General features: G+C 72.4%; 12 protein-coding genes. 2 read left to right on the top strand and 10 right to left on the bottom strand.

What is annotated here, in order from left to right; all coding sequences use genetic code 11:
• The first annotated feature begins 72 nt into the window (after window positions 1–72).
• Window positions 73–864, top strand: coding sequence for a TetR/AcrR family transcriptional regulator C-terminal domain-containing protein (locus tag BM085_RS02585; protein WP_093885423.1), 792 nt, complete (start codon window positions 73–75; stop codon window positions 862–864).
• A 179-nt stretch (window positions 865–1,043) separates the two neighbouring features.
• On the top strand, window positions 1,044–1,910 hold the full coding sequence (locus tag BM085_RS02580; protein WP_093885422.1) for an alpha/beta fold hydrolase: 867 nt from the start codon (window positions 1,044–1,046) through the stop codon (window positions 1,908–1,910).
• A 70-nt stretch (window positions 1,911–1,980) separates the two neighbouring features.
• Here BM085_RS02580 and BM085_RS02575 read toward each other — a convergent pair whose 3' ends face one another.
• From BM085_RS02575 to BM085_RS02530, 10 genes are all read right to left on the bottom strand, one after another.
• Window positions 1,981–2,466 carry a hypothetical protein gene (locus BM085_RS02575; protein WP_093885421.1) on the bottom strand — a complete coding sequence of 162 codons (486 nt, stop codon included), beginning with the start codon at window positions 2,464–2,466 and terminating at the stop codon, window positions 1,981–1,983.
• Window positions 2,467–2,538: 72 nt separating this feature from the next.
• Window positions 2,539–3,429 (bottom strand): alpha/beta fold hydrolase, encoded by an 891-nt coding sequence (locus tag BM085_RS02570; protein WP_093885420.1) that lies wholly within the window; start codon window positions 3,427–3,429, stop codon window positions 2,539–2,541.
• A 455-nt stretch (window positions 3,430–3,884) separates the two neighbouring features.
• Window positions 3,885–4,523 (bottom strand): class I SAM-dependent methyltransferase, encoded by a 639-nt coding sequence (locus BM085_RS02565; RefSeq protein WP_093885419.1) that lies wholly within the window; start codon window positions 4,521–4,523, stop codon window positions 3,885–3,887.
• 781 nt (window positions 4,524–5,304) lie between these two features.
• Entirely contained in the window at window positions 5,305–7,953 is a 2,649-nt protein-coding gene (locus BM085_RS02560) for a multicopper oxidase domain-containing protein (RefSeq protein ID WP_093885418.1), read from the bottom strand.
• A gap of 247 nt (window positions 7,954–8,200) precedes the next feature.
• The gene (locus BM085_RS02555; RefSeq protein WP_245789076.1) at window positions 8,201–9,232 is read right to left on the bottom strand and encodes an Acg family FMN-binding oxidoreductase; all 1,032 of its coding nucleotides are present in this window, start codon (window positions 9,230–9,232) and stop codon (window positions 8,201–8,203) included.
• 154 nt (window positions 9,233–9,386) lie between these two features.
• The gene (locus BM085_RS02550) at window positions 9,387–9,824 is read right to left on the bottom strand and encodes a hypothetical protein (protein WP_093885417.1); all 438 of its coding nucleotides are present in this window, start codon (window positions 9,822–9,824) and stop codon (window positions 9,387–9,389) included.
• 240 nt (window positions 9,825–10,064) lie between these two features.
• Window positions 10,065–10,277, bottom strand: coding sequence for a hypothetical protein (locus BM085_RS02545; RefSeq protein WP_218158575.1), 213 nt, complete (start codon window positions 10,275–10,277; stop codon window positions 10,065–10,067).
• A gap of 152 nt (window positions 10,278–10,429) precedes the next feature.
• Window positions 10,430–10,576 (bottom strand): SPASM domain-containing protein, encoded by a 147-nt coding sequence (locus BM085_RS44150; protein ID WP_177244924.1) that lies wholly within the window; start codon window positions 10,574–10,576, stop codon window positions 10,430–10,432.
• Window positions 10,577–10,989: 413 nt separating this feature from the next.
• Window positions 10,990–12,159 carry a globin domain-containing protein gene (locus BM085_RS02535; protein WP_093885416.1) on the bottom strand — a complete coding sequence of 390 codons (1,170 nt, stop codon included), beginning with the start codon at window positions 12,157–12,159 and terminating at the stop codon, window positions 10,990–10,992.
• Window positions 12,160–12,547: 388 nt separating this feature from the next.
• A complete protein-coding gene (locus tag BM085_RS02530) occupies window positions 12,548–13,075 on the bottom strand; it encodes a MarR family winged helix-turn-helix transcriptional regulator (RefSeq protein ID WP_093885415.1) in 528 nt (175 codons plus the stop codon).
• Between the last annotated feature and the right edge of the window lie 91 nt (window positions 13,076–13,166).

Here is a 13,166-nt window from a genome sequence, read left to right as displayed (position 1 = left end):
GCCGCCCGCTGATATCCTTATGCCATAAAGAGATCGATCGACAAGGTTAGTTTATGTTGTAAGGAGCTGCAAGTGGTCGTCTTTGCCGGACAGGGCGATGCGCGCCGTTCGATGGCCCTGCTGTGGCGCACCGAGGGGCCGGGGGACGCGCGGCCGGGCCCCAAGCCGGGGCTGAGCGTGGACGTGATCGTGGACGCGGCGATCGCCGTCGCCGACGCGGAGGGGATGGCCGCGCTTTCCATGCGCGCGGTGGGCGAGCGGCTCGGGCGCACGGCCATGGCCCTGTACACCTACGTCCCCAGCAAGAGCGAGCTGGTCGACCTGATGTACGACCGGACCCTGGCCGAGCTGCCCGCCGGCTACGACCCGCGGGCGGGCTGGCGGGCCGGGGTGACGTCCTGGGCCGAGAATGCCTGGGCGTTCTACCTGCGGCATCCGTGGGTGCTGCAGGTGTCGCAGGTACGGCCGGTGCTGGGGCCCAACGAGTACGTCATGCTCGAGACGGTGGTGGGCGTCCTGCGCGCGACCGGCCTGGAGGCCGGCCCGCTGCGACGCGTCGTCGGGACGCTGTTCTACTTCGTGCGCGGGGCCGCGCAGACCGTCGCGGAGTCACGGCAGGCCGCGGCGGCGACCGGGGTGTCCGACGAGCAGTGGTGGCCGGCCCGCGCGGCCCTGCTGGGGGAGGTCGCGCCCGACTTCGCCGAGCGCTTCCCGATGGTGGCCTGGCTCGAGAGCGGGCCGGCGTCCCCTCCTGAGGACGAGAGCGTCCCCTACCTGGAGCGGGAGGCGAGGAAGACCTTCGAGGCCGGGCTCGCCGTCCTGCTGGACGGGATCGAGGCGACCGTGGACAGAGCCGGGACGTGATCCCCTCCCCCCGGGCCCGCGCCCGCGGGGCCCCCTGAAGCGCGGCCGCCGGCCGCCCCTCCTGACGAGGTTTCCGCGACACAACTCCTTACGCTATAAACTATTGTGGCATGAGGCCATACTTTACGGCCTAAGGAGTTGTCTGCCGTCGTGGCGGATCGAAATTGGAGATGGTTTCAATGACCAAGGCGAAATTGCATGACGGAAGCACTGTCGACGTGGAGGTCCACGGCGCGGGCCCCACCGTGCTGCTCCCGGTCAACCCGCGTCCGGCGGAGGGGCCGCAGGCCGAGGCGATGCGGAAGTGGGGCGCCGACCCGGCCCTGGGCCGTTCCCTCATCGAGGGCCTCAGCGACGCGTTCCAGGTGGTCGCCTTCGACTACGAAGGTCATGTCCTGGGCACCCCCAAACCAGACACCCTGACACCCGCCAACGTCGCCGGAGACCTGCTCGCCGTGGCCGACGCGGTGGGGGCCGACCGGTTCGCCTATTACGGATACTCCTGGCTGGCGCTGAGCGGGCTTCAGCTCGCGATCAGGACCGACCGGCTCTCGGCGCTCGTCATGGGCGGTTTCCCGCCGCTCGGCGGGCCGTACGCGGAGATGCTTCGCGTGACCATGGCCACCCACGAGATGGCCGTCTCACCCCAGAGCCCCCCCGCGACCCCGCAGACCTCGCGGAACTCGGAGGAACCCGACTGGTCGTCGGTGGAGGTGTCCATGACGGAGGCGCAGACCCGGCAGTTCGTCACGCTGTATCAGGCGTTGCAGGGGTTCGACGACCGCGCCGCCCAGGCGCGGATCAGCTGTCCCCGCCTCTGCTTCGTGGGCTCGGCGGACGAAATAGAGTACGGCGAGCGGTGGGGCGGGGTGCACGTGAGCATGGCGGGCCCGGTCGTGAACCGGCGTGCGGAGCTCGGCGACCTCGGCTGGGAGGTGAGCGTCCTGGAGGGGCTCGACCACACCCAGGCCATGCAGGCCGCGCACGTCCTGCCGGTGATGCGTCCGTGGCTCGCCTCCGCGACGGGCGTCCGGCTCCCGAGATGAGCCTCCCCACCACGCCGCACGGCGTGTCCGGGAGGTGGCGGGCGGTGGCCGATCCGGGAAGCCGTGAGGCTCATCGGATCCGCCGGAGTCCTTCGTCCACCCGGACCTCGGGGAGGCCGGGCACCGGCGCCGTGACCGCGTAGAGCACGGAGCGGCCGTCCCGCTCCTCCATCGCGGCGCGGAGACGGCCGCCGTCCGCCAGGACCACCGTCCACAGGCCCGGCGGTTCGGTGTCGCCGTACAGCACGTACGCGCCGAAGCGCGCGGCGAACCTCTCGGCGAACTCCCGGCGGCCCACCCGGTCGGCGAGACGTCCCTCGACGCCGACGTCAAAGATCATCGCAAAGTGGCCGCGGGCCTGCCGGTAGGTGCAGAAGGCGGCGAACACCACGTCCTGCGGGACGTCCGGCAGGCCCTCGGCGACCCGGTCGGCGTGGCCGACGAACAGCTCGTGCCCGGCGATCCCGAAGCAGTCCAGCAGGAATTCCCGTAGCTCGGCCTCCGGGACGAACCGGGATGACAGGCAGTCGTATCCCGTGGCCCGCGTCTCCGTCACCGGGTCAGCCTACGCACCCGCCGGCCCGGCGCACCGCGAGATCGCCGGGGACGGGGGCCGGAGGGCGGCCCGCTACCGGGACCGCCCGCCGGAGGCGTGCTGTCCACCGCCCCCCGGGAGGCCCGCCGCCGAGATCCGGTCCGCTCCCTGCCCGGCGAACTGCCCGGAGCCGGCGAAGAAGTCGATCAGCACCGGGGCAAGGGCCTGCGGTTTGACGATGTGGGTCTGGCCTTTCAGGGTGTGGTGCCGGGCGTCGGGGAGGGCGTCGGCGACGGCCGCCATCGCGTTGTGCATCCACCCGGGGCTCTTCCCGCCGACCGCCACAAGCGTGGGCAGCGTGACGGAGGCCCACCGGCCGGCCGGCAGGGGCTCCCCGGACTGGGTGCCGGCCACGACGGCGGCGTCGTAGGCGAGGGTGTGCGCGACGGCCGTGAGCCCCGACCAGGCCGGCATGAACCGCATCATGGCCACGACGAGGGCGGGAAGGCCGACGGCTCTCCTCATGAAGTACTTGACCGTGTCGCCCCGCCGACCGGCCGCGAGCAGCTCGGAGATCTGGGCCCGGTAGTCCCGCGGCACGGGAGGGCGGCTGTCGTCGACGATGAACGGCGCCTCGTACAGAGCGAGCCTGCCGATGGCGAGGCCGCGATCGGCCGCCTCGAGCGCGAGGGCCGCACCGGAGGAGATGCCGTACACGAACGCCGATCCGCCGGCCTCCGCGATGAGGGCTTCGAGGTCCTCGACCTCGCGTTCGACCGCGTAGGGAGCGGTGTCACCGCTGTCGCCACGGCCCCTGCGGTCATAGGTGTATACGGTGAAACGCTCCGCCAGCAGCGCGGCCAGCGGTCCGTTCGGTCCGGACGATCGATGGCAGAGCGCACCGTCGACCAGGATGACCGCCGGCCCTTCTCCGATCCGGTCGAATGCGAGGGTGGTGCCGTCTTTCGAGACTACGGTGCTCATGAATCGGTCTCCCGGTCGTGCGGGTCGTCGGACATCGGTGCTGGAAGTGCGCTTTCGCCGTCAGCGAGGGTCGCCGCCGCCGAGCTCCGGCGCCCGGGTGGGCGCCGCCGCGAAGGCGACGGCGACCCGGCGGGCTCCACGGCGGCGCCGTACCCTCCGGCCCGCCGGTCCTCTCGGAGGGCGCGACGGCCGCCTCAGCTCCAGGTGCCGCGAGCTTCGACGTCGTCGTCGCGCACTTTCGCGTGACGGCTGATCGGCTGCGACCGGGTTCCCGATCGCATGCGACAACGATCTCACCGAAAATTTTTATTGTCAAGACTGCTCTACTTGTCGGTGGATGCCGTGGCCGGCCGGAGGAGACGACGACTCTCCCCAGCACAGGCTCGGAGGCCGGCACCGGACTCCCGCCCCCCTTGCGACGGCGGGCGCCGGGGGCGGGACTCGGCGCGGAGGGCTCAGCCGATCAGCCGCCGGACCTTGAGGGTGTTGTCCGTACGGGTGCCCGGTCGCCCGTCGGGGCCGGTCTGGCTCCGCTGATGTTCCTCGCTGAGCAGCACCTCCCACTGCCCGTCCGGGAGTTCGAGGGCTTCGAGGACCTCTTCCGGGGTGGGCAGGCGAACCCCGGAATGGGGATCGTGCTCCCAGGAGGGGTGTCCCGCGTGTCCGACGACAAGGAGCACTCCGCCGGGCGCGACGGCCGAGGCGGCGGTCCGCAGGATCCTCTCTCGCGGCATGTCGCCATGGGAGTGCAGGAAGTGGGCGGAGACGAGATCGAAGGTCCCGGCGGGGAAGGACACCCCGAGGTCGTGCCGTTGCCAGTCGACGCGGCCGGCGACGTCCGCCTCCGCCGCGTACCGGGCCGCACGGTCGAGGGCGACCTGGGAGATGTCGACGGCGGTGACCCGCCATCCTTGCCGCGCGAGCCAGATCGCGTCGGCTCCCTCGCCGCATCCCAGGTCCAGGGCGCTGCCCGGCTCCAGGCCGGTGACTTCCCGGACCAGGACGGCGTTGGGGTTCCCGCTCCAGATCTGGTCGCTCTGACGGTAGCGGGTGTCCCAGAACTCCTCATCCGAGGTGGGGTGGTCGTCGCTCATCAGGAACCCCCCAGGAGATCCCGGGCTTCGGCCCTGGGGAGGAACGGGGAGGGTGGGAGGGCCGGCAGGGCCCGGGGGGTGTGGTGACCTCGGGGTTTCCGCATGTCGTCGTCCTTCTCTTGGTGTGGTCGGTGTATTCGGGCGGGCGATGGTCAAGCCGGCCTGTCCGGGTCCTGGCCGCCGGGCCGGGGAAACGCCCGCGGAGCGGGGGTGAGACCTCGGCTTGGGGCCGTCCCGGGGGCGGTCTGCGGTGAAACAGGAAGATCCCACCTGCGAGGGCGGGAATCCCCCGCTTCAGCCGGGGGAGGATGTCAAGATCTGCCGTGTTCGCGCAATCATGCGAAGCACCTCCGTTCATGAAGATGGTCCGCCCACACCTCGCCGTTCGACAAACCTCGTTGCCGATCCGGCAAAACGACCGGCTCCACGTCACGGCCGGCCGGCGCCCTGCCCGGTGCCGGGAGAGCCGGCGGCGGGCCGGCCGCCGAACATGCCGTAGGCGCCCCGGCCGCCGCGACATGCGGAACGGCCTGCGGCGGATCGGCGGCTCTCAGCCTGGCCGGCGGACTCGCCGCGGATGGCTGGGCGGCAGCGGCTCGATGATCGCCCCCAGCTTGTCGCCGGCCTCCCACGGCTTCAGCCGCGCCAATCGGCTCCGCTCCCCCGCTGTCGTTACAGCGGGAGAGCGGAGCACAACGCGGATCATTCCGTTAGGAGTCGTAAGGCGACGTGCGGCCCTGCGGGACAACGCCGGAATGTGCCTGCGACTCGCACGGAAGGTTCACTGCCCGGTCACCTTGAACAGGCCGTGTGCGCCCGCCTCGGCCTGGCGCATCGTGTGGTCCACCACCGGGTAGGTGCCCCTCTCCGGGAAGACGAGCTCGGCGAAGCCGCCCTGCGCGGGGGCCAGGTCGAGCACCTGCGCGCCGCCCGGGTCCCGGGCGCGGAGCCGGTAGGCGCCTTCCTGGTAGACGGTGTCGAACGGCGCCCCCACCACGTGTAGTGCGGTGCCCGAGCTGGGGCCGGCGGCCACGGCCCAGATGCGTACCCGCTCTCCGGCCTCGGCCCGCAGCGGGGCGTGGTCGTAGCCGGCGGCGGTACCGTTGAACATCCACCCGTCGGGATCACCCTGCCGGATCTTGGCGACCTGGGCCTGGCTGCCCGGCTCGCCGAGATACAGCTCGCCCTGGACCAGCAGATACTCACGGTCCACCTTCGGCAGGTCCGGCGGGTCGATGATGACGGCGCCGTACATGCCGTTGGCGATGTGCTGGGTCATCGGCATGGTCGAGCAGTGGTAGAGCCACGCGCCGGCGAAGTCGGCGCGGAAGCGGTAGGTCAGCCGCTCGCCCGGCTGGATCGTGCGCATCGGCCCGTCCGGCGCGGTCGCCCCGGCGTGGAAGTCGATGCCGTGGCCCATCGTCGCGCCGTTGACGAACGTCACGACGAACACGTCGCCGACCTTGCCGCGCAGCACCGGCCCCGGCATGGTCCCGTTGAAGGTCCACACGCGTTGCCGCACCCCGGGCGCGACCTCCTGGACGAGCGTGTCGTCGGCGCGGATCTCGACGTGGTGCTCCGCGCCGCCGGAGACGGGCTTGAGCGTCGCGTCGTACGGTTTCCAGCCCGGTGACATGGGCGCGGCCAGGTCCAGCCGGGCGAGTCCGTCGGCGGCCGGCCCGTGCCCGTTGTGACCGGTGCTCGGCTGCGGCCGGGACGCCGCGGCCGTGCCGGTCGGGACGAGGCGCATGGTCATGCCCGCCGCGCGGTGCCCGGCCACCGTGCACCAGCCGTCCACCGGCTCGCCCAGCGGCGCCGGCTTCAGCGTGGCGCTCTGGCCCGGGGCCAGCATCGGGGTGCGTTCGCCGGTCGCCAGGCGCAGATCGTGCCGCTGCGCGTCGGCGTTGGTGACCCGCAACGTCAGCACGGTCCCTACAGGCGCCTCGATCACGGCGGGGCGGATGCTCATCCCGGACAGCGTCACCTCGACCGTACGGGAACCGGTCGCGGTCACCGTCGTCGCCGGCCCGGATCCGCCGGTCGTGGCGACGACGATCGCGGCAGCCGTCAGCAGGCAGCCGACGGCAACCCCGGCGACGACCGGCAGCGATCGCCGCCACGTCCTGCCGCCCTTCGCCAGGCCACTTGCCCCCGTGGCCGCTGCGGCGACCGCAGGCTGTGTACCGGCCAGGCGGGCTCGGGTCAAAGCGATCACGGCCAAGACGACAAAGGCCAGCACCGAGCCCAGCACCAGCGCCCAGCCCAGCGATGTCACCGGCCGCGGCAGCGGTAGCAGCAGCAGCGGCACCCCCAGATTGAGGGCCGCCAGCCGGACCGCCCAACCGCGTTCCAGCAGCGCCGCGTTCTGTTTGAACCGGGCCGGCCCGCCGCCCAGCACCGCGGGCAGCAGGTGCAGCAGCGAGCCCAGCAGCACTTGGGCGACGAACCCGACCAGCACCAGCGGTTGCAGCGGGTCCAGCGCCGCGGCGACCTCGTGCGCCGGGCGCGTGGCCACGACCACCAGATCGACAGCCAGCGCCACCTCGAACCAGATGATCGCCGCCCCCAGCATCCACGCCGCGCCGGTGTGGGGCCGTCTGCGCCGTAGCGCGTCGGCCAGCGGCGCAAGCACCGCCAGCCCTCCGGCCGCGTACGCCGTCAGCCCCGCCAGAGCCATCCACCGCCAGCCCGTCAGCAGTCCGGCGACGGCCACCGTCAGACCTGGCGAGGCCAGCCACAGCCCCGCACGCGACGCCTTCCGGGTCGCCTCCGACATACGGGTCCGCAGGACCGTCGGCCACAGCGTGAACAGCGTGCCGAGCACGGTCAGGCCGACCCAGCCGAACAGGTTCACCTCGGCGTGCGCGGCGCGCAGCCGCTCGTGGACCGCGCCGTGCCAGACGTGGGCGGCCAGCAGCGCGCCCAGGGTGCCGCCGACGGCGAGTGCTCCGGCGGCGGAGACGTACCAGCCGATGACGTGCCCGAACCGGCCGGGCAGCGCCTGCCGAACGAGCAGGACGAGGACCGCCCCGTGCCACAGGACCACCCCCACCACCAGCGCCGCGCCGGCGGCGGCCAGCTGCCACGGTCCCACCGACACCCCGGCCAGCACCGCCGTTGTCGCTGCGTTGAGCAGGGCGAGCCTGGTCAGGCTGCCTCGCTGCGGCGGGGTGCGGACGCGCATCAGCGCCACGGCGAAGTGCTCGCTCCAAATGAGGATGGCGGTGCTGACCGCGCCCAGCAGGAACACGTGGATCAGCAGCCAGCGCGGCGCTGGGAGCATGTCGCCTGTCAGCGCCACCGCTGCGGTCAGGCTCAGCCAGCCGACGACGATCGCGTTCGCCCGCAGGTGCCACGACGCACGAGGACGTGGCGGCGGCTGTGGCAGGTCGGACGGTCTGCCCTTTTCTATCTGGACATAGGTCGGCATTCGGATACTTCCCTATCGTGATCGGAGCGCGTCAGCGTGATCGCGCATCCGTCGAACACCGCCCGAACGCTCCGGCCGGCCCGGTCGCGGTGTCTGTGGCCTCGCGCCGGGGAGCTGCTGTTCCGCCACGGTCTGTCACGCCCCTCGCCGCACGGCGGGGACAGTCCTGCGAGTACGGCCATGGGCAGGAACGCACCCGTCTGCCCGGACGCCCGTCCCGCCCTGGAGGAGCGTGAGTCGCACCGGCTCACACACAGTGGTCCTCCCACCGGTCGAGAACCTCGAACACGGGACGGCGGGGCACGCGCGGAGCTGGAGGGCCGTACCCGAATCTGATCAGCATCTGCAGGTGCCCGAACGGCCCGGCCTGGTCGCCGCGGTGCGGTGGCGGGCGCAGGTCGAGCGGCTGGCTGAACATCGACGCCGCCACGCCGTGCGCGGTCGCGGTGAGCAGGACCCGCTGCAGCGCCTGCCCGGCGCGTAGCCAGTCGCGCAGACCGTCGCCCCGGGTGAACAGGGCGGCGAGCTGCGGATCCGCCTCGAAGTCCGCGAAGTCTCCGCGCCTGCCGTGCGCGCGCCGTGTGCCGCTCAGGCCGAAGTCGCGCATGGGCAGTCCGCCGTGTCTCGGGCGGGGCCCGAAGGCGTCGCCGGGGACGCCGTCGGCACCCGTCCCCGGCCGGGTCCAGTGGGCCAACTCGGCGCGGTAGGCCGCGTCCGCCGCCAGCGTGTCGTCGGCCGCGGCCACCATGTCGAGCACGCGCCGTACCGTCTCCCCCTTGACCAGGAGCAGCGTGGCGCCCTCGGCATGAGCGGCGGCGATCAGGTGGGCCAGGACGTCCTTGGGCAGCGGACGGCCGTCGAAGGGGAAGCGGTTGGTACACCGGTGCGGGATCATGTCGTGCAGCAGGCACTCGTCCGGGTCGGGCGGAGCGCCGGGCGCCGCGTACACGGTGGCCAGCAGATCGGGCCGGTCGCCGGGGTCGGGCAGCGCCAGAACGCGGGGTTCGTGCCCGGTCATCCGGATCGCCAGTCGCAGGTTGAGCAGCGCGGCACCGCAGCTGATGCCGAGCCCGCGCCCCAGCGGGTCGGTGACGGCGAGCAACCGGTCGAGGTCGGCGTACAGGTCCAGGGTGGCGTCGTCGACGCGGCGGAAGCGCCACGGCTGGGTGTTGTGCACCGAAGGCGCCGCGACGGCGGCGGCGACCAGGCGGCGTACGCCGGCGTGCGTGGCGAAGGGCTTCTCCCACGGCCGGACACCGGGGATACCGGTTTCGGTCATCGGAGCGTTCCTGGCACGGAGGTGACAGCGGGCATGTACCCAAGATCTCGCGGCGGGCCGTGCTCGCGGCAGGGACCAAAGTCCCTTTGCGCACGTCCGATGGACCTGGTGCGGCCGGTCGATCGAGAAGGTCCGCACCACCTCGGCGACCGGGTCAGGTCGCGGGCAAGGCGGTGGCGAGCAGGACGACGCCGAGCGACCCCACCAGCGCGGCCACCGCCATCGCACGGGCGAGCCCGGGCCGAGCCGTGGCGCTGGCCCAGCCGTGCAGGCCGGCGGCGGCCATGACGGCGCAGAAGAGCAGCAGTTTGGCGACCAGGATCCGGCCGTAGCCGGGGTCGGCGAGTGAGGCCCAGGTGACGCCCTTGCGCCAGGCGAGGGCCACGCCGGTGCCGAGCTGGACGGGCAGGAACACCGCCGCGGTGACGATCCCGAAACGGCGGCCGACCGCGCTCATCATCTTGGCCCGCCGCTGCTCGTCCAAGAGGCGGCGGGCCAAGGGCAGCACCACCAGTGACACCGTGAGCTGTCCGCCGACCCACAGCGCCGCGGACAGCACGTGCAGGAAGCGGACCACCGACCACCACGTCATCGCGCGCGCACCTGGAGCGGGCTGTGCGCGCCGTGTCCGGCCTGGTGCGTCGCTCGCAGGCGCCGGGACGCGCGGGAGCGTGGCGGCACCGTGGACGACGGGCGCTTGTCGATGCGTATCCGGACTTGGAACACCTTTGGACCTCCCTGTCGCGACATGAGCGCGCATCCGGCGAACGTGAGCACAGGAGCGCGGCGAGCACGACGTCCGACGGGCACGGCTGACCACGTATCCGAACGGCTACGCCACCGCGGTGCCGACGATCACTGGGACGGCGACCAGCAGGGCCTGCTGGGCGGATGACAGGCCGAGCAGGTCCTTGAAGCGCGGTCCCAGCGGGCTGAGCAGCGCCCAGGCCCAGAAGTTCAGCGCGAATCCCAGGGTCGCGAAGCCGAGCATGAGCGCGGGTCTGCCGCCGACGGCGGCCGGGTCCTTCTTGTCGGTCATCGTCATCTTTCCTCATCGCCTTCATCACGCACCAGCGCGTGCTGTCTGTCACATCCCAGCTCAGGGGTCCGGCGCGGGGTACTGACCAAAGTCCTCATCCCGGATGACCTCCGGTCCGGCCCGAGAGGGCGGGCGCGGCATCGGACGGCGGGGCGAGCTCACACATAGGGGGCGAGCTCTCGCTGGTAGGGGAAGCTCCCCGGCTGGTAGGCGCACCAGGGCTCCTCGCCGAAGACGTCGCCGCTGCAGGCGTAGGCGCGCGATCGGGAGCCGCCGCAGATCGTCGGGTCGCTCGAAGGGATCACCGCCGGTGATCACGAACAGCGGGGCGGGTGTACCGAAGGCCGCCACCTGGTCGATGAGCCGGTACGCCTCGCCGGTGGTGAGCTCCAGCGGGTGCCGGTCGGGCACCGCTTCGGCGCGGCAGTGCAGGCAGGCCAGCGGGCACGCCCGGGTGGCCTCCCAGATCACGATGAACGGGCTGACGGCGACGTCGCGCCGGACCCGGCGAAGCGGCCGGGCGTGGTGTGAGGTGCCGGTCACGCGGATGCTCCCAACAGGATTCGGTGCACGATGTCGGCGGCCGAGCGGTTCTCGGGCAGCCCGTCGAGAAATTCGCAGGGGTTCGCCGTCCCGGACCCGTTACGCGCAGGACGAGACGCACATGCGCCAGCCGCGGCAGGGACCGGGGTCCCTCGCCGCCCGGTCCGATGGGCCATTAGTTGGCCCCCAGCCACAGGTCCGGGCCGAAGACCTCGTAGTGGATGTCGCGGGCCGCCACCCCGGCCCGTATCAGCTGGGCGCGCACGTCACGCATGAACGGCACCGGACCGCAGAGATAGGCGACCGCGCCGTCCGGGATCTCGATCCCGTCCAGGTTCATCAGGCCCTCGCGGTCGGGGGCGGCCGCGCCGCTCTCGTACCAGAAGATCCGCTCGGCGGCCGGTCGCAGCATGTCCTCGCGCAGCGCGTGCTCAGCCGGCGAGCGGTCGGCGTGCAACACCAGGACCCGGCGGCGCGAGCCGGTGGTGACCAGGTGATCGAGCATCGCCACCATGGGCGTGCAGCCGATGCCCGCCGACACCAGCAGCAGCGGCGCGTCGCCGTCCTCCAGCGTCACCTCGCCGAACGGCGCCGACAGGATGAGCTCGTCACCCGGCCGCACAGTGGCGTGCAGCAACGTGGACACCTCGCCGGCGGGGTCGCCGTCCACGCGCTTGACCGTGATCCTGCGCAACCCGTCCTCGCCCGCGTTCGACAGCGTGTACTGGCGCAGCTGGTGCACGCCGTCGGGCATACGGACGCGGACGCTGACGTACTGGCCGGGGCGCGCGGGCGGGACCGGGGCGCCGTCGGCCGGGCGCAGCAGGAACGAGACCGTGTCCGGGGTCTCGTCCCGGCGGGCGACGACCCGCCACCGCCGCCACGTGTCGCCGTCGCACGCACCGGCCTCGGCGTAGATGCGGGCCTCCATCGCGATGAGCGCGCCGGCCATCAGCCAGTACACCTCGTCCCAGGCCGCGGCGACCTCCGCGGTGACGGCCTCGCCCAGCACCTCGGCGATGGCGCCGAACAGGTACTTGTGAACGATCACGTACTGGTCGTCGGTGACGCCCACGGCGGTGTGCTTGTGGGCGATGCGGGCGAGCAGGGCGTCGGGCCGCTCGTCGGGGTGGTCCAGGAGCATGGTGGCGAACGAGGCGACGGAGCCGGCCAGCGCCCTGCGCTGTTCACCGTTGGCCTGGTTGCCGCGGTTGAACAGGCCGTCGAGCAGCTCCGGCCGCTCGCTGAACATCGTCTCGTAGAACCGCGCGGTGATGGCGTCGAGAGAGGCCCCGACCACCGGCAGCGTGGCGCGGACGATCGCGGCTGATTCCACGGACAACATACGGCCTCCAGAGAACACGGTGCGGGGACCCGCGACTGCAGGCCCGGACCAGGCTAGAAGGACCCGGTAGGCCGTTCACCGGGGCGAACGTCCGCACTTATGGGGCCGAAAGTCCTCAACACGACACAAGATCTTCTCCGGTTGGGACTTCGGTCCCCACCGAGCCCGGCCACCGGCCGGACAGCGTCGAGAAATACCGTGCTGCCGCATCGGGACGACGCCCTGGAGGCATGCCCGTTCACCCGGGCTATGACCGGCGGAGCGTGCACACGGCACTGCTCATGTCCGCCGGCAGCCGGCGTGATCGCCGGGTAGGCGGCGGCCGGACGGCGCCGGTCGTCTCTCGCGCACCGAGGTGTCGCCGGCACGGGGCGCGGGCGGGAACCGCTCAGTCGGACCGGTCGGCCAGCGCCTCACGGAACGGCACGAAGGACTCGTCGCCGAGTGTCAGCGCGGCGTCGGCGATGCGTTGCCGGAAGGGGCGCCGCCGCAGCGCGTCAGACAGCGCCACGAGCAGCTCGCTGAGCGGGAAGGGCAGCTCGGTGTCCAGGGCGGCGGCGGCCGCGGTCGTCGCCGCCCACTCGGCCTGGATCGCGGGGAGCAGCGCCTCCGCCTTCGCGGTCAGGCGCACGATGTGCTGGCGAGCGTCGTCGCCGGGTTCGAGCGCGACAAGGCCCTGCCGGCTCATCTGCGCCACCGTCTGGCTCGCCGCGGAATGCGTGACCGCCACCGCGCGCGCCAGGTCGCGGATGGGGCAGGGACCCAGCTCGACGAGCGCCCGCACGATCGGCGAGAACCGGGGCCGGTAGTCCCGCAGCCCGAGGTCGGCGCAGGCCTTGGCGACATCGCCGTCCATCAGCTCCAGGAGATGCCTGAGCTGGGTTCCCAGCGCCATCTCTCTCAGTGACCCGTCCATGGCCACATTATAACAGCTCTGTTACATTCGGGCCGCACCGGGCGCCGTCCGCCCTGCCGGCGGGCCCTGAGGTGCGGCCGTCAGGACCGGC

Origin of the sequence: Streptosporangium canum, assembly GCF_900113865.1 — a bacterium.
In the GTDB taxonomy this organism is placed as follows: domain Bacteria; phylum Actinomycetota; class Actinomycetes; order Streptosporangiales; family Streptosporangiaceae; genus Streptosporangium; species Streptosporangium canum.
Note: the sequence above shows the minus strand (reverse complement) of the source record. Positions and strands in the feature narration are given on the sequence as shown.